Raw genomic sequence first — 22,775 nt, 5'->3', positions numbered from 1 at the left:
ATGCTCGATCCGATCGTCAACTTCTTTTCCCGGGTCTTCCAGGCGATCGGCCGCGGGATCGGATGGGTCGTCGGCATCATCCTTTGGCCCTTCATGGCAGCGAGCCGCTGGTATGCGCGCCGCGGCTGGCTGATCAAGGGACCGATCGGGATCGTGCTTCTCGCGCTGATCGGCCTCTATGGATACTTCATCTGGAACACGCAGGTCTGGTCGGGCTTCGACCCCGAATATGCCGCCAGGTACGAGTTCGTCTCCGCGCCAGCCGCCAACCCGGGCGACAGCGTGGCTCCGGCCGGGGACGGGGCTGCGAACGCACAGTCCGCTCGCGGCTCGGAAGGCGAGATTCGCACCTGTACGCGCTCGGCCATAACCGAGGTCGCGGCCGACCTGATTGATTTCAACGTGAACCAGAATGCCTGGATCTCGTCGATGATCCTCTACAAGCTCGGGCTGTTCGGCATCGACTGGGACAACACGCCCTTCCTGGACAACAAGGCGTCTTTCCAGCGCGGCGTGAACCAGGCAATCCGCCGGACCACAGTGGAACTCGTCGACACGCTCGGCCGCGTGCGGGGCACGAGCCAGATCGACCAGAGCCTGCAGGACGCCCGCGGGGCCATGCAGTTCGACGAGTACACCTGGTACTTCGGCACCGACCCGTTCGGCTTCAAGACGCCGACGCCCGCCTTCTACCGCTCGGCCATCGACCATTTGCACGCGTTCAACACCCGGCTCGAGGCGTGCGACGCGGTGTTCGACGCGCGCGCCGACAATCTCGTCCAGTTCCTCGACCGCATCGCCAGCGACATCGGCTCGACTTCTGCGATCCTTCGCGAGAGATCGGAACTGTACGATGCGGGCTGGTTTGACGTGCGCGCGGACGACCGCTTCTGGTTCGCCTACGGGCAGCTTTACGGATATTACGGCGTGCTGAAGGGCGCGCGGCACGATTTCGGCGACGTCATCACCAGCCGCGGGCTGGCGACGCTGTGGGACACGACCGAGGACCAGATCGTTTCCGCGCTCAAGATCACGCCGTTCATCATCTCCAACGGCGACGAGGCCGGCTGGATCATGCCGACGCACCTCGCCACCATGGGCTTTTACGTGCTGCGGGTCCGGTCCAATCTGGTCGAGATCAGGAGCGTGCTGGACCGTTAGGCCGCGCGGCCACGGCTGGCAACGCTTGAGGAGGTGGCCGCGGGTGCGGAGATGTATTTTTGGAGAGATCGGTTCGCATGAGCCGATTTTCTTCACCAATTCGTCTTGTTACTAACCGTATCCCTCCGACGTCCGAGTCCTAACCAGGGGGATGCCGCTCTTTTGTTACCTGGAAAAGGCCATTGACTGGAAGGATACTTTCGACGCAAACCGAAGCGTCCTTGTCGAGGCTTGAAGCACGATCTGACTTTTCTTGATCACTTCAGCGCTTCTTTTTTGTCTTTTTGAATAAATATCATGGTTTTTGCAGAAATCATTTTGATGATATCGCCCCGCAAGTAGCAATTGCGCTATTCTGAGATTCCTTCTTAACATCAACGATATTATAATCCATTTTCGCTCTTACTAAAATATTTCTACATGCATTCTAACGCCATCTCCCGATGTTCTGAATTCGGGTTTGATAATCCCGCATCTTTGCCCTAAGTTCACGACAAATATCTCGAAGGAGACATCAGTGAACGACGTTGCCGCGGCAGAGACCCGGACCGAAACGCAATCGCCTGGGCCGGCGACGGAATCCGAGCGGCCGATGGTGCTGTTCGAGGAAGTCCAGAAATCCTACGATGGCGAGAGCCTCGTCGTTAAGAACCTGAACCTCAGCATCGCCAAGGGCGAGTTCCTGACGATGCTCGGCCCGTCCGGCTCGGGCAAGACGACCTGCCTGATGATGGTGGCGGGTTTCGAGGCCGCCACGCATGGCGAGATCTATCTCGGCGGCCGGCCGATCAACAGCGTCCCGCCGCACAAGCGCGGCATCGGCATGGTGTTCCAGAACTACGCGCTGTTCCCGCACATGACCATCGCGGAGAACCTCGCCTTCCCGCTGCAGGTGCGTGGCATGGGCAAGGCGGAACAGGAACAGAAGGTGCAGCGCGCTCTCGACATGGTGCAGATGGGCGACGGCTCCTTCCACGGCCGCCGCCCCGCGCAGCTTTCCGGCGGGCAGCAGCAGCGCGTTGCGCTCGCGCGCGCCCTGGTGTTCGAGCCGGAACTCATCCTGATGGACGAGCCGCTCGGCGCGCTCGACAAGCAGCTGCGCGAGCACATGCAGTTCGAGATCAAGCACATCCACGAATCGCTCGGCGTCACGGTGATCTACGTCACCCACGACCAGAGCGAGGCGCTGACGATGTCGGACCGGATCGCGGTCTTCAACGACGGCATCATCCAACAGCTCGCGCCGCCCGAGGATCTCTACGAACGGCCGGACAACAGTTTCGTCGCCCAGTTCATCGGGGAGAACAACACGCTGCACGGCCGCATCCGTTCGATCAACGACGGCATCGCGCAGGTGGAAGTCACCAATGGCGAGATGGTCAAGGCGCTCGCCATCAACGCCGGACCGGGCGAACGCACGCAATTGTCGATCCGGCCCGAGCGGGTGGAGATCGATCCCGACGAAAGCGTCACCGACCACACCGTCACCGCGCGCGTGGAAGAGGTGATCTATCTCGGCGACCACATCCGAACGCGCATGTCTGTGGCCGGAAACACTGACTTCGTTGTCAAGACACGCAACCGGCTCGGCGCCCGCCGCTTCGATCCGGGCGACAAGGTCCGCATCGGATGGGCGACCGAGGATTGCCGGGCGCTCGACCGCGGCGAATGACGCTGCGGCCTTGAAGGAATAGGGCCAGCCGGCGGCCTTTCGATTTCACGAGACCTGATTGCCGGACGCAATCCGATTGCGCGTCAGGTCCATTCGACCAACCGAACGACAAGAAAGAGGTGTCAACATGAAACGACTTCTGATCCTGACAGGGACAGCCGCGACGCTCGCACTGGGCGCAGCCTACGCGCAGGACAAGGAACTGACGATCGTCTCCTGGGGCGGCGCCTATTCCAACTCGCAGGACAAGGCCTATCACGAGCCCTACGAGGAAAAGACCGGCGTCAACATCCTGACCGAGGACAAGTCGGCCAATGCGCTCGCCGGCATCCGTGCCCAGGTCGAGGCCGGCAATGTGACCTGGGACGTCGTCGACATGCTGCAGGCCGATGCGCAGCGCGCCTGCGACGAGGGCCTGGTGCTGCAGATCGATCCGGACGAGTGGCTCGCGCCTGCTCCGGACGGCACGCCGGCTTCGGAGGACTTCGTCGAGGGCACGATGGGCGAATGCTTCATCCCCCAGATCCTCTACTCGACGATGTTCGCCTACAACACCGAGGCCTTCCCGGACGGCGGACCGTCGACGGTCGAGGACATATGGGACACCGAGAAGTTCCCCGGTACCCGCGCGCTGCAGCAGATCCCGCAGAAGAACCTGGAATGGGCCCTGCTGGCGGACGGCGTTCCGGCGGACGAGGTCTATGACGTGCTCGCCACCAAGGAAGGCCAGGACCGCGCCTTCGCCAAGCTCGACGAGATCAAGGACAACGTGATCTGGTGGTCGGAAGGCGCCCAGCCTCCGCAGATGCTCGCCGACAAGGAAGCGGTGATCGCCACCGCCTACAACGGCCGCATCTTCAACGCGCAGGTCAACGAGGACCAGCCCTTCGAGATCATGTGGGATCACCAGATGTTCGAGACCGACGGCTGGGTCGTCCCCGTCGACACCGGCGAGGAGGAACTGATCAAGGACTACATCAAGTTCGCGACCGACACGCAGCGCCTCGCCGACCAGGCGAAGTACATCTCCTACGGTCCGGCGCGTAAGTCCTCGGCTCCGCTCGTGGGCAAGTTCGAAGGCACCGACATCGAAATGAAGCCGCACATGCCGACGAACCCGAAGAACCTCGAAACGGCCATCCCGTTCAACGTCCAGTTCTGGGCCGACTACGGCGATTCGCTCGAGGAGCGCTTCAACGCCTGGGTCGCAGGCTGATCCATCAAGACAAGGTTGCGGGGCGCTCCTGGCGCCCCGCTTCCGCCTCTCTCACCGTTACCGAAAGCGGGACAGGACCGATGGCGACAAGGGAAGACAGATCGAAAGCGCCCCTCGTGGCGGCCGACGGAACGCCTCTCAAGGAGGCGTTGCGCCGTTCGCAGGCGATCGAGCGCCGCCGCGCGTTCGCACTGGTGGCGCCGCTGCTGTTCTTCCTCCTGATCGTCTTCATCGTGCCGATCATCGCCATGATGTGGCGTTCGATCTACAACCCTGAAATCCGCGAGTACCTGCCCCAGACCGCCTCCGCGCTGTCGGCCTGGGACGGCGAAGGCATTCCGCCCGAACCCGTGTTCCAGGCCATGGCCGCGGACATGATCGTGGGGGTCGAGAACCGCACGATCGGACGCGCGGCCGCCCGCATCAACCGCGAGATCCCCGGCGCACGCTCGACCATGATGCGCACGTCCCGCCAGGTCGACGAGTGGTCCGCGCCCTACAGGGAGAAGTTCCTGGAGGAGGACGAGGACTGGGCCAATCTCGAATTCTGGACCATTCTCCAGCGCGAGTCGCGACTGATCACGCCGACCTATTACCTTTTGGCGATGGACTACGAATACAACGCCCAGGGCGAGATCGCACCGCGGCCCGAGGTCTACCAGATCTATCGCGACCTCTTCTTCCGCACGGCTTGGATGAGCCTGCTGATCACCGGCATCTGCGTGATGCTCGCCTACCCGATCTCCTACATGCTGGCGACGCAGCCGGCGCGCATCTCCAATCTCCTGCTCATCCTCGTGCTCCTGCCCTTCTGGACGTCGCTGCTCGTGCGCACCTCCGCCTGGATCGTGCTCCTGCAGCAGCAGGGCGTCATCAACGAACTCCTCGTGGGGCTCGGTGCCATCGACAGCGACGGGCGGCTACGGATGATCTACAACCGCACCGGCACGATCGTGGCGATGACCCACATCCTGCTGCCGTTCATGGTCTTGCCGCTCTATTCGGTGATGAAGACGATCCCGCCGTCCTACCTGCGGGCGGCGAAATCGCTCGGCGCGCATCCGTTCCGCGCCTGGTGGCGGGTGTATTTCCCGTTGACCATTCCCGGGCTCGCGGCCGGTTGCATCCTCGTCTTCATTCTGGCGATCGGCTACTACATCACGCCGGCGCTGGTGGGCGGCGACAGCGGCATCTTCATCTCCAACCTGATCGCCGACAACATGCAGGGATCGAGCGCGCAGCTGAAGCTGGCGGCCGCGCTGGCGACCATCCTGCTCGTGGCGGTGCTCTTCATCTACTGGCTGTTCAACAGGCTGGTGGGCGTCGAGAAGCTGAAGTTCGGATAGGAGGCGTAGGAATGGCTGTCCCGACCTATGCGACGACGGCGGAACGCGTGTGGCACTACGCATTCCGCATCATCTGCGGCCTGATCTTCTTCTTCCTGATCGCTCCGATCGTGGTCATCATCCCGCTGTCGTTCAACGCCGAGCCCTACTTCACCTTCACGCGCGAGATGCTCTCCTTCAATCCGGAGGGCTATTCGCTGCGCTGGTATGAAAACCTCCTCGGTTCGCAGGAATGGATGCAATCGATCGCGAACTCCTTCTTCATCGCGATCTCCTCGACGATCATCGCCACGGCGCTTGGGACGGTCGCAGCACTCGGCCTCAACCGACCCAACATGCCGGCACGCGCGCTGATCACGGCGATCCTGATCTCGCCGATGATCGTGCCGCTGATCATCACCGCGGCGGCGCTGTTCAGCTTCTTCGCGCGCGTGGGGCTTTCGAACACCTATTTCGGCATCATCCTCAGCCACGTGGTGCTCGGTACGCCGTTCGTGGTGTTGACCGTCACCGCCTCGCTCGCAGGCTTCAACCAGACGCTGATCCGCGCCTCGCAGAGCCTCGGCGCCAATCAGGCGCGCACTTTCTTCAAGGTCATCCTGCCGCTGTTGCTGCCCGGCGTCATCTCGGGGGCGCTGTTCGCCTTCGTCACCTCGCTCGACGAGGTGGTGATCGTGAACTTCATGGCCGGACCGACGCAGACGCCGATGACGGTTCGCATGTTCTCCGGCCTGCGCGAGGAGATCAGCCCGACCATCCTGGCGCTTGCCAGCCTGCTGGTCGCGCTCTCCATCCTGCTTCTCGCGACGCTGGAAATGATCCGTCGCCGCAACGAGCGCATGCGCGGAATGTCGCCCGGCTGACGCCTCCATGTCGCATGGCCAAGACGGGCGGCCGTCTTGCCTTTCCGCCTCTCCTCCCGCTACGATGAAGCAAGATTGTTTTGCTTCATAACATTTCGGGAGGATATCTCATGGACGCATCGGGTCAGGTCGCAATCGTCACCGGCGGCGGTTCGGGTCTCGGCGAGGCGACGGCCAGGGCGCTCGCCGCGCGCGGTGCCAAGGTTGCCGTCTTCGACGTCGGCATGGAGCGGGCCGAGAAGGTCGCTGCCGACATCGGCGGCATCGCGGTCAAGTGCGACGTCTCCAGCGCCGAAAGCGGCGAAGCCGCGTTCAAGGAAGTCACCGACAAACTCGGATCGCCGCGCATCCTGATCAACTGCGCCGGCATCGCGATCGCCATGAAGACGACGAGCAAGGATGGCGTTCACGCGCTCGACGCCTTCCAGAAGGTCATCAACGTCAATCTCGCCGGCACATTCAACATGATCCGGCTGTTCGCCTCGATCTGCGAGAAATCCGAGCCGCTGGAGGGCGGCGAGCGCGGCGTCATCGTCAACACCGCTTCCGTCGCGGCCTTCGACGGCCAGATCGGCCAGGCGGCCTATTCGGCCTCCAAGGGCGGCGTGGTCGGCATGACGCTGCCGATCGCGCGCGACCTGTCGCGCGCCGGCATCCGCGTGTGCACGATCGCGCCCGGCATCTTCAAGACGCCGATGCTCGCCGGCCTGCCCGAGGATGCGCAGCGCTCGCTCGGCCAGCAGGTGCCCTTCCCCTCGCGCCTCGGCGAACCGGCCGAATACGGCGCGCTCGCCTGCCACATCGTCGAGAACCAGATGCTCAACGCCGAGACGATCCGCCTCGACGGCGCGATCCGCATGGCGCCGCGCTAGGCGCAACGTTCATGGGGGAGGAGGAACGGACCGGGCCGCTTCGCGGCCTCAAAGTCATCGAGATGGCCGGCCTCGGGCCGGTGCCGCTTGCGGCGCTGATCCTTGCCGAGATGGGCGCCACCGTGGTGCGCGTCGCCCGTCTCGGCGCTGCAGCCTCCTTCCTCGGCCTGCCGCCCGAACTCGACCTCGACCAGCAAGGCCGCGGCACGGTCAAGATCGACCTGAAGTCGCCGGACGGCATGGCGCTGATGCGCGAACTGGCCGCCGGGGCCGACGTCCTCATCGAGGGTTTTCGGCCGGGCGTGATGGAGCGCCTCGGCCTCGGCCCGGACGAACTCCTGGAAGCCAATCCCGCACTGGTATACGGCCGGATGACCGGGTTCGGCCAGGAAGGCCCTCTGGCCGCGCGTGCCGGACACGATCTCACCTATCTCGCACTGAGCGGCATGCTGCACGCCATCGGTCCGAAGGACGGCAAGCCGGTGCCGCCGCTCAACCTGGTGGCGGATTACGGCGGGGGAACCATGTTCCTGATTTCCGGGGTGCTGGCGGCGCTGTTCGAGCGCTCGCGGTCGGGCAAGGGACAGGTGGTGGACGCGGCGATGGTCGATGGCGCCGCCACGCTCGGTTCCCTGCCCTATGCGATGCTTGCGGCCGGGCTGTGGCGCGACCGGCGCGGCTCGAACCTGCTCGATTCCGGTACCCCATTCTACGATACCTACGAGACCTCCGACGGCCGCCACATCGCGGTGGCATGCCTCGAGCCGCAGTTTTTCGCCGAGTTCGCGAAGCTCCTGCCGCTGGAAGAGCGGTTTTCCAGAGCGCAGTACGACGTGTCGCTGTGGTCCGAGATGCGCGACGCCATCGCGGATCGGGTCGCGCAGCGGACCCGCGACGAATGGTGGGAGGTCTTCGCCGAGACGGACGCCTGCGTCGCACCGGTGCTGTCGATGACCGAGGCGCCCGCGCACCCGCTCAACCTCGCGCGCGGCACGTTCCGGACCCAGGGCCGGCTGACGCGCGCCGCGCCGGCGCCGCGCTTTTCCCGGAGCGCCTCCGCGCCAGCCGATTCCGCAAAGACGGATGACGGCGTGGAGGCACTCGCGGTCTTCGGCGTATCCCGGGAACGCGCGGAAGCCCTTGCCAGGAGCGGCACGATCGGAGGATAAGTTGACGATTTTTATCCGCTTTTACAGATAGCGGATGAAGCGGCCCAAATGATCCGACGAGGGAGAGAATCCACGATGGCTGGCGAGAAGAAGGATGTGATCCGTCCCACCGACGCGGAAGGCATCCGCCTCGCCAAATCGCTGCTGCGGGCCGCGCGCTACGGCGCGCTCGCCGTGCTGGAACCGGAAACGGGGGCGCCCTTCGCGAGCCGCGTCGCGACTGCCACCGATCTCGATGGATCGCCGCTGATCCTCGTCTCGACCCTTTCCGCGCACACAGGCGGCCTGATGGCCGATCCGCGCTGCTCGCTGCTGCTCGGGGAACCGGGCAAGGGCGATCCGCTTGCCCATCCGCGCGTGACGATCGCCTGCATCGCCGAGCGGCTGGACCGGGAGAGCGACGACGGCAAGCGGGCGCGGCGGCGCTATCTCAACCGGCATCCGAAGGCGGCGCTCTATGCCGATTTCGGCGACTTCTCCTTCTTCCGGCTGCGCCCGCAGCGGGCGAGCCTGAACGGAGGCTTCGGCAAGGCCTACCTGCTGGAGGCCCCCGACCTTCTCACCCGGAGCCCGGTCAGCGAGGGACTTGCGGAGGCGGAGCAGGGCGCGCTCACCCACATGAACGCCGACCACCGCGACGCCATCGCGCTCTACGCCAGCCATTTCGCAAGGGCGAAAGGCGGCGACTGGATCATGACGGGGATCGACGCGGACGGGATCGACATCGCCTGCGGCGATGATTCGCGCCGCGTCTTCTTCACGAAACCTCTCGAAACCGTGATCGAAATGCGGAAATCCCTTGTTTCCATGGCCGCCGAGGCTCGGGAGGCGGACAAAAGCGCCTGAATTTCTTCTTACCCGGCACAAATTCGCCTCATCCGACTTTCGTTCGATCTCAAACTGAATTACGCTACGTTAGCGCACGCTCAGAAAACGGACGTGATCCGCAGTGCCCAGTCGCGAAGTTTGAAAGACGGATGGAGGCGAATATGCAAAAGGGACCACTTTGTCGCCATGCCGACGACGCGGCGGCCTTCCTCACCGCTTTCGCCAACAGCAAGCGAATACAGATCATGTGCGAGTTGCTCTCGGGAGAACTCGCGGTGGGCACGATCGCCGTCAAGGTGGGGCTCAGCCAGTCCGCCCTGTCCCAACACCTTGCAAGGCTGCGGAGCCTGGGGCTCGTGCGCACCCGCCGCGACAAACAGACGATCTACTATTCCTGCAATTCCGAGAACGTCCGGACCCTCTTCGCGACGCTCGACCTGATGTTCGTGAACCCGCCGGCCAAGGTCCCCCTCGCGCTCGCGCATTCGACCTGATCGCCACATCCGGACGGCCGTGAACCGGCCGGCTGTTGACCTCAACCCGCCAGTTGCCGTCTAAGCGCACGATGCAGCGCGATCCAGACATGCATCAGCGAGAGGCCCTCAGCGCCGTTTCGCATCCTATCCGCATCGACGATCCGGCCGACGAACGGCTGGCAGCGTACCGCGACATCCGCGAGCGCGATCTCGTGGGGCGCGAAGGTCGCTTCGTCGCGGAAGGCAAGGTGGTGCTGAACGTGCTGTTCGGCCATTCCGCCTTCCAGGCCGAATCGGTGCTGATCCTCGAAAGCCGCCTCGACGGCCTGAGCGACCTACTCGGACGCGTGCCGGATCACGTCCCGGTCTACGTGGCGGGCAAGCCGGTGCTCGACGCCGTGGCCGGCTACCACGTGCATCGCGGCGTGCTGGCGATCGGCCGCCGCCGCACACAGCCGGACCTCGACGGCTTCCTTTCCGCCCTGCCCGCCCGCGCGGTCCTTCCCGTTCTCATCGGGATTTCCAACCACGACAATGTGGGGGCGATCTTCCGCAACGCGGCGGCATTCGAGGCTAACGGCATCCTGCTCGACGAGACCAGCTGCGATCCACTCTACCGGAAATCCATTCGCGTATCCGTCGGGGCGGCGCTCAAGGTGCCGTTCGCGCGGTCCGGCAACGTCGAGGGTATCCTCGCCGCCCTCGACCGGCACCGCTTCGAGTGCCTCGCACTGTCGCCGCGCGGACGGACCGACGCCACCGCGCTCGATTGCCCCGGCCGCACGGCAATCCTCCTGGGGAGCGAAGGGCACGGACTGCCCGACCACGTGATCGAAAGACTGCGGTCGGTCCGCATCGACATGTCGGCCGGTTTCGACAGCCTCAACGTGGCGGCCGCGTCGGCCATCGTGCTGCATCAGCTTTGGACGCACAGGCAGCGCGCATGATCAACGGCCGGCCGCCGCAGCTTCCTTGAGGGCGCGGACGCGGTCGGCGAGGCTTGCGGAGCCGCGTTCCGCTCCGCCTCCGCCCGGCGCCTTCGCCGGCGCCGCGGCAAGCGCGGACGAAATCGGCGAGTCCGGTCCGTCGAGCATTTCGGTCAGCCGCACGACCTCGGCCGCCAGATCGTTTATCTGCTCGCGCAGCAGGGCGTTCTCCCGCTTCTGCTGATCCCATTCCTCGGATTTCGAGCGTTCGTAGCCCGAGAGCTCGGTTTTCAGCTTCTTGTTCTCGCGCACCAGCAGCGCCAGCCGCTCTTCCAGGCGCTCGCGGTCGGTGTTCAGCTTCTCCATCGCCTTCTCCACGTCTCCGCCCGTGGCCGAGGTCAGCAGCGTCGACATCTGCAAGGTCAACTCGGCCAGTTCCGCTTCGAGTTTCACGCGCTGGGCCTCGGCCTCCGACAGTTGCCGCGCGAGCTCGTCCTCGGTCTTCGAAGACTGTCTGGTCTGTTCCCTCAGCCGCGCGAGTTCCTTTTCGCGCCGGTCTAGCTTGTCCTCGCGGTCGGTCAGGCTCGTGACCATCCGCTCCAGCTTCTTTTCGAGTTCGTCGGTCTTCTTGCGCTCGGCGCGAAGGGCTTCCTGCGCCTGCTTGTTCTCCGACGAGATTTCGCGCAAGCGACGTTCCGTCTCCTTGCGCTGCGTCCGCAGCATGCCGATGTCGCCCGAGACGCGCTCGAATTCCGCCTCGCGCGCCACAAGCTCGATCTGGCGGTTGCTGGCGGCGAAACTCGCCTCGTCGTACATCCGGCCGAGTTGCTCGATCTCCAGCGCCCGCTCCTCCAGCTGCCGGTCGGCGGCGGCCATCCGGTCACGAACCTGCTGGAGCTGCTCCTCACGCAGCCGCAACTCGCCACGCAGTTCGCTCGCTTGGGATTCCAGCTCGGTGATGGTGCCGCTCTTTTCCGCCTTCTCCTCGGATAGCTTCTTCAGCTGCTCCTGGTTGCGGTTGATCTCGACGATCTGGTTCGCCGCCTTCTCGCGGAAGGATTTGATGCTCATCTCCAGCCGCCGGGTGGACATGGCGAACTCGGCCCGCATGCGGTCCTTGTCCGCCTGGATCTCGTTCAGCGACAGGGGAACGGTGGACTCGATGCGCTTGCGGGTGAGGACGACGGCGCGCCGCCACAAGGCAGGCGCCACCATCAGCGCCAGGAAGCCGGCACACAGGAAACCCAGCGAGAAGAACAGAATGGATTCGATCAAGGCCGCCGGTCCGCGAAAAACATGAGTGCCCAAGCGCAACTCTGCACGAGGGCGCTGTCTCGATCCAGATCAGGACCCTGTTTACTTCGCCTTAAGGTTAAGCGCCAGCGGCGTCTGCGATCCGGTCAGAACGGGTTCCAGGTCGCCCGCTCGGTCAGCTTCAGGTACCCGATGTTCACCCCGAGCCGAGCGCCGACGCCGGTGCGCACCGGCACGAGCAGGACGTCTCCGTAGCGTAGGACGTTGAAGCCGAAGCCGGCGACGACATAGGCCGATCCGGCCACGCCTGCATAGCGGCGATAAAGGGAATCCACCGAGCCGAGATTGTAGACGAGCATCATCGTGCGCGAACCCTGTCCGCCGATGTCCCAGCCGATCGAGGGGCCCTGCCAAAAGACCGAATGATCGCCGGCATTGCGGGTATAGAGGGTCCCCTCGCCGTAGGTGAGACCGCCGACGATCGCGCCGGATCCCTCCTCGCCCAGCACGTAGCCGTTCGGAACGCCATATTGCGCAAAGAGGGTTTCGACGACCGTGGCAAGGCCACCCGACGTGGCGCCGAAGAACTTGTGGCCCGAATCGACGATCTCCTGCGCCGAAAAGCCGTCGGTGTTGGCGGCCAAGGGCGCGGGATCGGAGAGCAGTGCGCCGGCGGCGATGATCGCGGCTGCGGCCAACTGCGTTGCGCGTCGCAGGTGCTTGGAAATGTCCATTCTATGCTTCTCCGCATTGGCGCGGATCCACGCGAGCGCATGTCGGCGCATCTCGCGGTCCGCTGCATTGGATCATTCAAGAACGGTAAACCTAAATCCTTGTCCTTCTCTTAAGCATGACGCCGGGGCCGCCCTCCCGACGCGCTGGCGCATTCACGAATTCTTGCGGGCGTTCCCACCTTGTGCAACCACGGAAAGGGCGCCCGGCTTTTTGATTCGCGAAGGTGGATTTAGGGTCGTCCCTTCATAGATGCTTGTGCCGGAGACCCTGGCTATGTCCGACCTCTTCTCGCTATCCGCACCCGACCTGGCCGCGCTTTTGTGCAGCCGCGTGTGCCACGACATCATCTCGCCGGTGGGCGCGCTGAACAACGGTCTCGAATTGCTCGACGAAGGCGGGGCGGACGAGGACGCGATGAACCTCATCCGCACGAGCGCGCGCACGGCATCGGCGCGGCTGCAGTTCGCCCGCATCGCGTTCGGCGCCGCCGGCTCGGCCGGGATGCAGATCGATACGGGCGACGCGGAGAACGTCGCCGCCGCCTATTTCCGCAACGAGAAACCGGATCTCGAATGGTCGGGCACCCGAGCCCTCCTGCCGAAGAACAAGGTGAAGCTGCTGCTGAACCTGCTGCTCATCGGATCGGGCGCCATCCCGCGCGGCGGAAAGCTGCGCGTGACGCTTTCGGATGTGGAGACGTCGCCGAAGTTCACGCTCGTCGCGACCGGGCCGATGGTTCGCGTCCCGCCGAAGTTCCTCGAAATGCATTCCGGCGCGCGTCCCGAGGAACCGATCGACGCCCATGCGGTGCAGCCCTACTACACGCTGCTGCTTGCCCGCGAGGCCGCCATGACGATCGCGATCCACGCCAGCGCCGACGAGATCACGCTGACGGCTTCGTAGCGTTCGGACGGGCGGACCGAACCGGCATCCGCCTGCCTCGCCGACATCCCTTCGCTCGAACTTTAACGTGCATGATCGGCTTTTCCTTTACTATTCCCCACTAGGATGATCGCGGGGGTAGTGAAGGCCGCCGCATCGCGTGGCGCCAGAAGGGTGTGAAGGTATGAAACGCTGCATGGTCGTCGATGATTCCAGCATCATCCGCAAAGTGGTCAAGCGCATACTCGGCGGACCTGAGATGATCGTGGTGGAGGCGGGGAACGGCCAGGATGCGCTCGCCATGTGCACGGCCGAACTGCCGGACGTGATCATCATCGACGCCGTGCTCCCGGACATGAATGCCATCGATTTCATCAAGGGCGTGCGGGCGCTGCCGGGTGCGGCGCACGTGCGGATCCTCGTCTCGATCCTTCAGTTCGACATCGGGGCGATCATGCGCGCGAAACGCGCGGGGGCGAGCGGCTATCTGCTCAAGCCCTTCAACCGGGCGCAGCTCGTCGAAAGGTTCCGGGACCTGCAAGCCGCCGCCTGAACCGGCGACTCTTCCCGCGCACGACCACGTCGGATCGGCCGTTGTTCAAATCATGTGACGAGGCCGCGCTCCATGCGCGGCCTTCGACCAGATTCGTATTGGCGGCAATCCTTCGCCGCCCCGGGTTCGGCTATGCGCTGACGCGCATGTCCTCGGGCTCGCGCAGCACGTAACCGCGACCCCACACCGTCTCGATGAAGTTCTGCCCGCCGGAGGCCGCGTCCAGTTTCTTGCGCAGCTTGCAGATGAAGACGTCGATGATCTTCAGTTCCGGCTCGTCCATGCCGCCGTAGAGGTGATTGAGGAACATTTCCTTGGTGAGGGTCGTGCCCTTCCGCAAGGAAAGCAGCTCGAGCATCTGATATTCCTTGCCCGTCAGGTGCACCCGCTGGCCACCCACCTCGACGGTCTTGGCGTCGAGGTTGACGATCAGGTCGCCGGTCGTGATGACCGACTGCGCATGACCCTTGGAGCGGCGCACGATGGCGTGGATGCGCGCCACGAGCTCGTCCTTGTGGAATGGCTTGGTCATGTAGTCGTCGGCGCCGAAGCCCAGACCCCTCACCTTGTCCTCGATGCCGGCCATGCCGGAGAGGATGAGGATCGGTGTCTTCACCTTCGACAGGCGCAAGGTTCTCAGAACCTCGTAGCCCGACATGTCCGGCAGATTCAGATCCAGGAGGATGATATCGTAGTCGTAGAGCTTGCCGAGATCGACACCCTCTTCCCCGAGATCCGTCGTATAGACATTGAAGCTTTCAGACTTGAGCATCAATTCGATGCTCTGTGCCGTGGCACTATCGTCTTCGATCAGCAGAACTCGCATCTCATTCCCCTCTTCCGCCGCCGAACCGGGCGTGCCGGTGAGCCGGCCCAGAAGCAGTCATTCCTGAATCGGAGGCTGCCACCAAATGGTTAACAAAATCTGATTCCGCCTGGCAAGCGCAATCCCGTCGTCGAGCTGATTTCCGCACCTGATTGAATCCAAACGTGAATCTTCGAAGCGACTCGTTAAAGTTATGGCTTAAGGAATCCTTGCAACCGATTCTCCCGACTCGGAAGTCCGGAATGACTGCAAGATGCACGGTGTTTTTTACCGCCCCTTAAGCCCTCACCGCTATGATTAATAATGCGCGTAAACGAATGGTTACCGGCGGTAAATTTCTTTAGGACTTTCTTCGCCATCGAGAACCAAACGCGCTGGAGGCGTCCGTTCGGACTAGGGAGTCCGGTGAGTAAGCGTATTCGGGAGTTAATGGTCATGAAGTCACGTGGAAACCTCGTCAGGCTGAAGCAGTTTCAGGTCAACGAGAAGCGTCGTCAGCTTTCGCAACTGGACCTCATGATTGCGGAGTTCGACCGTATGGCGGCCGAGCTCGATGCCCAGATCTCCATCGAGGAAAAGCGGTCGGGCATTAGCGACATCAATCACTTCGCCTATCCGACCTTCGCCAAGGCGGCGCGGCAGCGCCGCGACAACCTCAACAATTCGCGGCTCGACCTCCTGCAGCAGAAGGGCGCCGCCGAGGCCGGACTGAGCGAGGCGGAAGCCGAACTCGAAAAGGCCGAGCATCTCGAGAATCGCGACGCGCGGGTGCGCGAAGCCGAAACCGACCTGCGCCGCGCCATCGTCGGCTGACCCTGCCGAACGGTACCGGACGGCCCACTCCCGGGGCCGTCGACGCCGAAGGCAACATTATTCTCATAGGAAATTCGCGCAGGTGGCGTTTCGCACGCCGTCCGTTATCTTCGCCGGGCTCGAATCCCGGAACGGACATACCGCGCACGCGATGCGAATCGCCCTCCCCCTGATCCTCTTTGCGGCGACGCTCTGCTTCGCGCTCGGCATCGTTCTGCCGCTGATCCGGGTCGAGCGCCTCTATTTCTTCACCGACGAACCGTCTCTCGCCGGCATTGTGCTCGCGCTGTGGGTGGGAGGCGACTGGCTGCTCGCGGCCGCGGTCGGCCTGTTTTCGATCGTGTTTCCATCGCTGAAGCTCGCGCTTCTGCACGTCGCCATGCATGGCGGGGCGGAGACGCATGCGCGCCTTCCCGCCTGGCTGAGAGGTCTCGCGAACTGGTCGATGCTCGACGTGCTTCTCGTCGCACTCGTGATCTTTGCGGCCAAGACAAGCGGGCTGGCAACGGCCTTCACCAAGCCGGGCCTCTGGTTCTTCGCGCTGTCTGTCGTTCTGACCGCGACCGCGACGGCACTTCTGAACCGTCCCTCCGGTGCGAAGGGATCCGCTGGCTAGAGAATGGTTGCCGCAGCGGGACCCGGGCCCGGAAATTCAATCGCGACCGGTGATGAGAGCTATGGCGCAAGGAAAAGATCCGAAGGATCAATACCGGCGCTAGTGCCTGTACTGCTGGATCCGCGTGGTGCGCAGGCCGGCAAGTCCGTACTCGTCGATGGAGGCCTGCCAGGAGAGGAATTCCTCGACCGTCAGCTTGTAGCGCTGGCAGGCTTCCTCAAGGCTCAGGAGACCGCCCCGCACCGCCGCTACCACTTCCGCCTTGCGGCGGATGACCCAACGGCGGGTGTTCGACGGAGGAAGGTCCGCGATCGTGAGTGGGCTGCCGTCTGGCCCTATGACGTATTTGACGCGAGGTCTAACCAGATCGGTCATTGCACTCTCTACACAATACACTCAGTACCAATCTTCCGCAGACTAGCGGTTCAGCTTTAAAAAATAGCTAAGCACGCGGTAATCGGATCGTAACGAATCGGGACTTCTTAAAATGCGATTCAAAGCCGCACTTCGCGGCTCAAAAGCACGGGCGAGAAGCGGAACTGGCATCCTGGCCCCGCCTGCCTTATGTAGGGGGCTGCGCGTTGCAAGACGCATGATCCCAAGCGCATGAACAGAGCGAACGAGCGATGAACAGCCTGGACCTTCCCGGCCGTCCCGAGGATACCCGCATCGTGGTGGCGATGTCGGGGGGAGTGGATTCGTCCGTCGTCGCGGGCCTCCTTAAGAAGGAGGGCTATGACGTGGTCGGCGTGACGCTGCAGCTTTACGACCACGGCGCCGCCGTCCACCGCGCCGGCTCCTGCTGCGCCGGCCGCGACATCGAGGACGCCCGCCGGGTCGCCGAGACGCTCGGCATTCCGCATTACGTGCTCGACTACGAGCAGCGGTTCCGCGAGGCGGTGATCGACCCGTTCGCGGCGAGCTACGCCTCGGGCGAGACGCCTATCCCCTGCGTCGCCTGCAACCAGACGGTCAAGTTCGCCGACCTGCTGGGCACCGCGCGCGAACTGGGCGCCGAGGCGCTCGCCACCGGCCACTACATCCGCTCGCGAGCCAACGGCGTGCACCGCGCGCTCTTCCGGCCCGTCGACGCCGACCGCGACCAGAGCTATTTCCTTTTCGCCACCACGCAGGAGCAGCTCGACTACCTGCGCTTCCCGCTCGGCGGCATGGCCAAGCCGCAGGTACGGGCACTGGCGGCGGAACTCGGGCTGTCGGTGGCGGCCAAGCAGGACAGCCAGGACATCTGCTTCGTGCCGCAGGGGCGCTATACCGACGTGATCGCGAAGCTGCGGCCAAACGCGTCGGTGGCGGGCGACATCGTCCACATCGACGGCCGCGTGCTCGGCCGGCATGACGGCATATTGCACTATACGATCGGCCAGCGGCGCGGCATCGGCGTCGCAACCGGCGAAGCCCTCTACGTCGTCCATCTCGACGCCGACGCCGCACGCGTCGTGGTCGGTCCGCGCGAGGCCCTGGAGACGCGCCGTGTGTCGCTGCGCGGCGTCAACTGGCTCGGAGACGAGCCGCTCGACGCCCTGGCAGGCACTCCGGTCGAGGTGTTCGCCAAGGTGCGCTCCACACGCCCGCCGCGGCCCGCGCTGCTGCATGTGAACCGCGACGGCGGTGTCGAGGTCGAGCTGACCGAAGGCGAGACCGGCGTCGCGCCGGGTCAGGCCTGCGTGCTTTATTCTGACGACTGCAACGAGGCGCGCGTGCTGGGCGGCGGCTTCATCGAACGGACCCGCCGCAGCGGCAAGGCCGAGGCCATGCTGGCGCGCATCGCCGAAGCGCCGGCGGTCTGAGCCGTTTCGAAGTTCCCATCGGAAAAGGTGGTTGCGGAGGGCCCGGCCGCTCCCGGATCAGTCGTGGATGACGCTGCCGGCTGTCAGGATGCGCAGCACCATGATGGCTTCCTCGCCGCTGGTGCGCGGATCCTGGCGGGTTTCGATGCAGTCGATGAAATGCTGCAGTTCGCGGGTCAGCGGCATGGCGCCGTTGACGATCTCGACATAGGCCGGCTCGTTGGCGGTGAAGGCCCACTGGCCGCTATCCTGCCACACGGCGTGGCGGTAGACGGCGAGCTTGCGCTCCCAGGATTCCACGTCGTCGAAGACGGCCATCGCCTTGGTCCCCACCACGGTCAGGCGCCGCTCGCGGTAGGGATTGAGCCGTGAGGTGAACAGATGGCTGCGGATGCCGTTGGCAAAGCGCATGTGCAGGTGTGCGAAGTCGGACAGATTGTCGAGGATCGCAGCACCCTCGCCGCGCACCTCTACCGGCGGCTGGCCGGTGATTGCCAGGATCATCGACAGGTCGTGCGGGGCGAGATCCCACAGGGCGTCGTTTTCGGTGTGGAATTTTCCGAGGCCCAGCCGGTGCGAGTGGATGTACTTCACCTCGCCGAGCTCGCCATTGTCGATCAGCGCCTTGAGCTTCTCGAAGGCGGGATGGAAGCGCAGCACGTGGCCGACCATGAAGATGCGCCCGTGCTGGCGCGCCGCCGCCACCGCGCGCTCGGCGTCCGCGACCGTCAGCGCGATCGGCTTTTCCACCAGCACGTCCTTGCCGGCCTCGACCGCCCGGATGGCGAACGCGGCGTGAAACTGCGGCGGCAGCGCCATCACGATCGCATCCACGTCGTCGCGCTGCAGGACGTCCTCCGGCGCGATGGCCAGGCAATCCTCCTCGGCCGCGAAACCCTCGGCGCGCGCACGATTGGCGTCCGACACGGCATAAAGCGCGTCGAGTTTCTTCAGGGTGCGGATGTGATTGCTTCCCCAGTAGCCACAACCGAGGACTGCTATGCGTGGCGCCATGTCTTGCATGTCCGAAAAAGTTGGCCTGACATATCGGGCGGACGGGCCGAACTCAACCCCTGGACGGACGCATGCCGCCTAGAGCGGGCACCCCGCGACCATCCAGCGGTCTGCCTGGCGGCCGGCGCCTCGCGCGGGCACCCGGGCGATCGTCAGCGGCTATCTGGCGGCAATCGTCGCGCGCCGGCTCCCGGCAATCGTCCAGTGGCCGCCTCCAGCGGTCTGCCGCCGTGAACCCGCGGGCGGAAGCGCATGACCACGGAGTTCCCACAGGCGCTTGACAGCCTCGCGATGCCGCCACTATATCCGCCCAGCCTTGGCGCAAGCCATCGAGCGGCCGGTGCCGCTTGCGGGGCGGAGTAGCTCAGTCGGTTAGAGCAGAGGAATCATAATCCTTGTGTCGGGGGTTCGAATCCCTCCTCCGCTACCATTAAGCGCGGCGCCCGGAAATTCCGGCGCGTGCCATCAGATCAACTTGGTGTCTTCTGCCGCTTGGCTGTCGAGGCGGCGGGCGGTGGCGGCTTTCTTGTGCCGTTCCTTGGCGTCCTCGCGGATCTGCTCGAAACGGTTCTCCCCGCGATCCACGGGCGGGGTTTGAAGGTCGGTTTTCTTGGTGAAGGTGATCATCAGTCGCGCTCCTTGAATGTTGCGGCAAACGCGCCGGGACATCTGTCCCGGCGACTGCCTCACTGGTCAGGCGGAGGATTACGCGGCGAGGGCCGTGGCACAACCCTGGGCGCCGAGCCTGTCCGAGGTGGTCTCTCCCGGCATGACAGCCCAGCCTCCGGCCTCGACGAACTGACGTTTCTGGTAGTCGCCCGATATCGATTTGAACTCGGCAAGCCGCGCCGCAGCATCAGGCGCGGCGTTGAAGCGCTCGACACAGATGTCGGCCGCCAGTTCGCCGCGCGCGGTGTTCGAAGCGGCCATGGCAACATCTTCGGCCGTACCGCCGGTCACCCATCCGCCCCAGGAAAAACCTGCGACCATGGTGGCGGCCACCGCGGCTGCGCAGGCCCAGCCGAGCGTGGATTTGGTCGGCTGGTAGTCGTCCCAGCGTTGAGAAAGGGATCTCGTGCTTCTGCCATCAGTCGCCATCAGAGTGCTCCTTGCGTGTGGTTGCTGAAAAATTGCCATTCGGCTGCGGCGGCCGAACGGTTTGGTCATTGGTCAGTACCCCGTATCGCTCATACCGCCATCGGCGGCGGATCCCTTCGCGGGAATGTCGGCGATCATCGCCTCCGCGGTGATCAGCAGGGCCGCGATCGATCCGGCATCCTGCAGGGCGGTTCGCACCACTTTGGCAGGATCGACGATGCCCGCCTTGATCATGTCGACATAGGTCTCCGTCTGCGCGTCGAAACCGTGATTGGGGTCTTTGCTGTCGCTGAGCTTGCCCACGACGATCGAGCCCTCGACGCCGGCATTCTCGGCAATCTGGCGTACGGGCGCTTCGAGCGCTCTGAGCACGATGGATATGCCGGCCGTAGCGTCGGAATTTGAACCCGACAGCGAGGTCAGCGCGGTTCGGGCACGCAGCAGTGCCACGCCGCCACCCGGCACGATACCTTCCTCGACGGCCGCGCGCGTCGCGTTGAGCGCGTCGTCCACGCGGTCCTTCCTTTCCTTGACTTCCGTCTCGGTCACGCCGCCGACGCGGATGACGGCGACGCCGCCGGCAAGCTTCGCCAGCCGCTCCTGCAGCTTCTCCTTGTCGTATTCGGACGTGGTCTCTTCGATCTGCGCCTTGATCTGCTGGATACGCGAGGCGATCGCGGCCTTGTCGCCGGACCCGTCGATCACGGTCGTCGTGTCCTTCTCGATCACGACGCGCTTTGCGCGGCCGAGCATCTCCAACGAAACGTTCTCCAACTTGATGCCCAGATCCTCGGAGATCACCTGGCCGGCGGTCAGAACCGCGATGTCTTCCAGCATCGCCTTGCGCCTGTCGCCAAAGCCGGGGGCCTTGACCGCCGCGACCTTCAGGCCGCCGCGAAGCTTGTTGACCACGAGGGTGGCCAGCGCCTCGCCCTCGACATCCTCCGAAATGATCAGCAACGGCTTGCCGCTCTGCACCACGGCTTCGAGAATCGGCAGCATGGCCTGCAGGTTGGCGAGCTTCTTCTCGTGGATGAGGATGTAGGGATCGTCCAGTTCCACCCGCATCTTCTCGGCATTGGTGACGAAGTAGGGCGAGAGGTAGCCGCGGTCGAACTGCATGCCCTCGACGACGTCAAGCTCCGTTTCGGCGGTCTTGGCCTCCTCGACGGTTATCACGCCTTCGTTGCCGACCTTCGCCATGGCTCTGGCAATCATCTCGCCGACCGTCTTGTCACCGTTGGCGGCGATGGTGCCGACTTGCGCGATCTCTTCGGACGTATTGACCTTCTTGGACTTCGCCTGGATTTCCTTGACGACGGCGGCGACGCCGAGATCGATGCCGCGTTTCAGGTCCATGGGATTCATCCCCGCGGCAACCAGCTTGGCGCCTTCGCGCAGGATGGAGGCGGCGAGAACCGTGGCGGTGGTGGTGCCGTCGCCGGCCAGATCATTGGTCTTGGAGGCCACTTCGCGCACCATCTGCGCGCCCATGTTCTCGAACTTGTCCTCGAGCTCGATCTCCTTGGCGACGGTGACGCCGTCCTTGGTGATGCGCGGCGCGCCATAGGACCTAGCGATGACGACATTGCGGCCCTTGGGGCCCAGCGTCACCTTGACGGCGTTGTTGAGCAGTTCCACGCCGCGCAGCATGCGGTCGCGCGCATCGCCGGCGAATTTGATTTGCTTGGCAGACATAATGTTCGTCCAGTTCGGTCTTGAGAATGCGGAATCGGAGAGGTCAGGCGGCCTTCTTGGCTGCCAGTTCGGACTTCTCGACGATGCCCATGATGTCGGACTCTTTCACGATGAGGAGATCCTCCCCGTCGATCCTGACCTCGGTGCCCGACCATTTTCCGAACAGGATCAGGTCGCCGGCCTTGACGTCGAGGGGCGTGATCTTGCCGGTCTCGTCGCGCGAACCCGGGCCAACAGCGACCACCTCGCCTTCCTGCGGCTTCTCCTTCGCGGTGTCGGGAATGATGATCCCGCCCTTGGATTTGAGTTCACCTTCGGCGCGCCGGATGACGACGCGGTCGTGGAGAGGACGAAATTTCATTGGAATCTTTCTGAAGGTCGGCGCTTAGGGCGACCACGTCATCGGTCTAGCACTCCTGGCACTCGATTGATAGGAGTGCTAGAAATATTTCGATCGTTAGCTTCGAATATTTTCTTTTGCGAATTCAGTAAAATACCGCAGGCTACCTTATATGATATTCGAAGCGGCTTTCTTTTCATTGGATTTTATCGACTGGCTTAAAAATGATAATCGGATTTTTCCTTGTTCAAGGACGGATTTGTTCATACCTGACGAGAGCCTTGATTCGAGCTAGGAGCGCCGCAATTGACCCTGGATTTTCCCAACCGCAGCCGCAGCTACGACGACGCACGCCACGCGGTTCGCTTCATCGGCCACGACGGCATGTTCGAGGTGGTATTTTTCGTCGAGGCCAACGCTCTGGCGAGGTCGGGCAGCGGCATGCCATCGGAGGCGGACTGCCTCACTGCGTTCGACGCGGCACGCAGTTCCATCCACGACATGGCGCGGAAGGCCTATTCCGGCCGCCGCGGCACATATGTGCTGACCGTCACCGGTTTGCGGTAGGTACGCTTCGGCGATACCTCGGCTACTCCATTCTGGATTAGA

Annotated in this window: 25 protein-coding genes and 1 tRNA gene; 17 read left to right on the top strand and 9 right to left on the bottom strand. The window is 63.9% G+C overall.

All coding sequences use genetic code 11. The features are described 5' to 3' along the window. The 10 genes from BSQ44_RS08350 to BSQ44_RS08305 all read left to right on the top strand — a co-directional run bounded on the left by BSQ44_RS08350 (position 1) and on the right by BSQ44_RS08305 (position 10,550). On the top strand, positions 1-1,161 hold the full coding sequence (locus BSQ44_RS08350; protein ID WP_072602960.1) for a DUF2333 family protein: 1,161 nt from the start codon (positions 1-3) through the stop codon (positions 1,159-1,161). 592 nt (positions 1,162-1,753) lie between these two features. Then, a complete protein-coding gene (locus BSQ44_RS08345) occupies positions 1,754-2,833 on the top strand; it encodes an ABC transporter ATP-binding protein (RefSeq protein ID WP_072607944.1) in 1,080 nt (359 codons plus the stop codon). Positions 2,834-2,960: 127 nt separating this feature from the next. Then, positions 2,961-4,049 carry an ABC transporter substrate-binding protein gene (locus BSQ44_RS08340; protein ID WP_072602958.1) on the top strand — a complete coding sequence of 363 codons (1,089 nt, stop codon included), beginning with the start codon at positions 2,961-2,963 and terminating at the stop codon, positions 4,047-4,049. An 80-nt stretch (positions 4,050-4,129) separates the two neighbouring features. Further along, on the top strand, positions 4,130-5,395 hold the full coding sequence (locus BSQ44_RS08335; protein ID WP_072602956.1) for an ABC transporter permease: 1,266 nt from the start codon (positions 4,130-4,132) through the stop codon (positions 5,393-5,395). Between the two features lie 11 nt (positions 5,396-5,406). Then, positions 5,407-6,258, top strand: coding sequence for an ABC transporter permease (locus BSQ44_RS08330; protein WP_072602954.1), 852 nt, complete (start codon positions 5,407-5,409; stop codon positions 6,256-6,258). 110 nt (positions 6,259-6,368) lie between these two features. Beyond that, entirely contained in the window at positions 6,369-7,130 is a 762-nt protein-coding gene (locus tag BSQ44_RS08325) for a 3-hydroxyacyl-CoA dehydrogenase (protein WP_072602952.1), read from the top strand. 11 nt (positions 7,131-7,141) lie between these two features. Then, the gene (locus BSQ44_RS08320) at positions 7,142-8,299 is read left to right on the top strand and encodes a CaiB/BaiF CoA transferase family protein (RefSeq protein WP_072602949.1); all 1,158 of its coding nucleotides are present in this window, start codon (positions 7,142-7,144) and stop codon (positions 8,297-8,299) included. A gap of 75 nt (positions 8,300-8,374) precedes the next feature. Next, the gene (locus BSQ44_RS08315) at positions 8,375-9,145 is read left to right on the top strand and encodes a HugZ family pyridoxamine 5'-phosphate oxidase (RefSeq protein ID WP_072602947.1); all 771 of its coding nucleotides are present in this window, start codon (positions 8,375-8,377) and stop codon (positions 9,143-9,145) included. Positions 9,146-9,288: 143 nt separating this feature from the next. Continuing rightward, on the top strand, positions 9,289-9,621 hold the full coding sequence (locus BSQ44_RS08310) for an ArsR/SmtB family transcription factor (protein ID WP_072607943.1): 333 nt from the start codon (positions 9,289-9,291) through the stop codon (positions 9,619-9,621). An 89-nt stretch (positions 9,622-9,710) separates the two neighbouring features. Then, on the top strand, positions 9,711-10,550 hold the full coding sequence (locus tag BSQ44_RS08305) for a TrmH family RNA methyltransferase (protein ID WP_072602945.1): 840 nt from the start codon (positions 9,711-9,713) through the stop codon (positions 10,548-10,550). Here the strand turns inward: BSQ44_RS08305 and BSQ44_RS08300 are convergent, their stop codons facing one another. Together BSQ44_RS08300 and BSQ44_RS08295 are read right to left on the bottom strand one after the other, a co-directional pair. Further along, positions 10,551-11,804, bottom strand: coding sequence for a coiled-coil domain-containing protein (locus BSQ44_RS08300; protein ID WP_072602943.1), 1,254 nt, complete (start codon positions 11,802-11,804; stop codon positions 10,551-10,553). 125 nt (positions 11,805-11,929) lie between these two features. Continuing rightward, positions 11,930-12,517 carry a DUF1134 domain-containing protein gene (locus BSQ44_RS08295; protein ID WP_072602941.1) on the bottom strand — a complete coding sequence of 196 codons (588 nt, stop codon included), beginning with the start codon at positions 12,515-12,517 and terminating at the stop codon, positions 11,930-11,932. 274 nt (positions 12,518-12,791) lie between these two features. Here BSQ44_RS08295 and chpT point away from each other — a divergent pair, with 274 nt between their 5' ends. Both chpT and BSQ44_RS08285 read left to right on the top strand, forming a co-directional pair. Beyond that, entirely contained in the window at positions 12,792-13,421 is a 630-nt protein-coding gene (gene chpT / locus BSQ44_RS08290) for a histidine phosphotransferase ChpT (RefSeq protein ID WP_072602939.1), read from the top strand. Between the two features lie 163 nt (positions 13,422-13,584). Next, positions 13,585-13,953 (top strand): response regulator, encoded by a 369-nt coding sequence (locus BSQ44_RS08285; protein ID WP_072602937.1) that lies wholly within the window; start codon positions 13,585-13,587, stop codon positions 13,951-13,953. 130 nt (positions 13,954-14,083) lie between these two features. Here the strand turns inward: BSQ44_RS08285 and ctrA are convergent, their stop codons facing one another. Continuing rightward, on the bottom strand, positions 14,084-14,779 hold the full coding sequence (ctrA, locus tag BSQ44_RS08280) for a response regulator transcription factor CtrA (protein WP_072602935.1): 696 nt from the start codon (positions 14,777-14,779) through the stop codon (positions 14,084-14,086). A 435-nt stretch (positions 14,780-15,214) separates the two neighbouring features. Between ctrA and BSQ44_RS08275 the strand changes: the two genes are divergently transcribed. After that, a complete protein-coding gene (locus tag BSQ44_RS08275) occupies positions 15,215-15,592 on the top strand; it encodes a flagellar export protein FliJ (RefSeq protein WP_072607942.1) in 378 nt (125 codons plus the stop codon). Between the two features lie 151 nt (positions 15,593-15,743). Further along, entirely contained in the window at positions 15,744-16,208 is a 465-nt protein-coding gene (locus tag BSQ44_RS08270; protein ID WP_072607941.1) for a paraquat-inducible protein A, read from the top strand. A 99-nt stretch (positions 16,209-16,307) separates the two neighbouring features. On the opposite strand, the gene sciP is transcribed toward BSQ44_RS08270, so the two are convergent. Further along, positions 16,308-16,583, bottom strand: a complete 276-nt coding sequence (sciP, locus tag BSQ44_RS08265; protein WP_024849925.1) for a CtrA inhibitor SciP — start codon at positions 16,581-16,583, stop codon at positions 16,308-16,310. A gap of 251 nt (positions 16,584-16,834) precedes the next feature. Between sciP and mnmA the strand changes: the two genes are divergently transcribed. Next, entirely contained in the window at positions 16,835-18,016 is a 1,182-nt protein-coding gene (gene mnmA, locus BSQ44_RS08260) for a tRNA 2-thiouridine(34) synthase MnmA (RefSeq protein WP_072602933.1), read from the top strand. A 57-nt stretch (positions 18,017-18,073) separates the two neighbouring features. Here mnmA and BSQ44_RS08255 read toward each other — a convergent pair whose 3' ends face one another. Continuing rightward, positions 18,074-19,030: a Gfo/Idh/MocA family protein gene (locus BSQ44_RS08255; RefSeq protein ID WP_072602931.1), complete on the bottom strand. Its 957-nt coding sequence runs from the start codon at positions 19,028-19,030 to the stop codon at positions 18,074-18,076. Between the two features lie 353 nt (positions 19,031-19,383). Between BSQ44_RS08255 and BSQ44_RS08250 the strand changes: the two genes are divergently transcribed. Continuing rightward, positions 19,384-19,460, top strand: a tRNA-Met gene (locus BSQ44_RS08250). A gap of 35 nt (positions 19,461-19,495) precedes the next feature. On the opposite strand, the gene BSQ44_RS27200 is transcribed toward BSQ44_RS08250, so the two are convergent. From BSQ44_RS27200 to BSQ44_RS08235, 4 genes are all read right to left on the bottom strand, one after another. Beyond that, positions 19,496-19,657, bottom strand: a complete 162-nt coding sequence (locus BSQ44_RS27200; protein WP_169858324.1) for a hypothetical protein — start codon at positions 19,655-19,657, stop codon at positions 19,496-19,498. Positions 19,658-19,735: 78 nt separating this feature from the next. Beyond that, positions 19,736-20,128: a hypothetical protein gene (locus tag BSQ44_RS08245; protein WP_072602929.1), complete on the bottom strand. Its 393-nt coding sequence runs from the start codon at positions 20,126-20,128 to the stop codon at positions 19,736-19,738. 72 nt (positions 20,129-20,200) lie between these two features. Beyond that, positions 20,201-21,826 carry a chaperonin GroEL gene (gene groL, locus BSQ44_RS08240; RefSeq protein ID WP_072602927.1) on the bottom strand — a complete coding sequence of 542 codons (1,626 nt, stop codon included), beginning with the start codon at positions 21,824-21,826 and terminating at the stop codon, positions 20,201-20,203. 43 nt (positions 21,827-21,869) lie between these two features. Then, on the bottom strand, positions 21,870-22,187 hold the full coding sequence (locus BSQ44_RS08235; protein WP_072602925.1) for a co-chaperone GroES: 318 nt from the start codon (positions 22,185-22,187) through the stop codon (positions 21,870-21,872). A gap of 285 nt (positions 22,188-22,472) precedes the next feature. Here BSQ44_RS08235 and BSQ44_RS08230 point away from each other — a divergent pair, with 285 nt between their 5' ends. Continuing rightward, positions 22,473-22,733 (top strand): DUF1488 family protein, encoded by a 261-nt coding sequence (locus BSQ44_RS08230; RefSeq protein ID WP_072602923.1) that lies wholly within the window; start codon positions 22,473-22,475, stop codon positions 22,731-22,733. The last annotated feature ends 42 nt before the right edge of the window (positions 22,734-22,775 follow it).

The sequence above is a fragment of the Aquibium oceanicum genome, from assembly GCF_001889605.1.
GTDB lineage: Bacteria > Pseudomonadota > Alphaproteobacteria > Rhizobiales > Rhizobiaceae > Aquibium > Aquibium oceanicum.
Note: the sequence above shows the minus strand (reverse complement) of the source record. Positions and strands in the feature narration are given on the sequence as shown.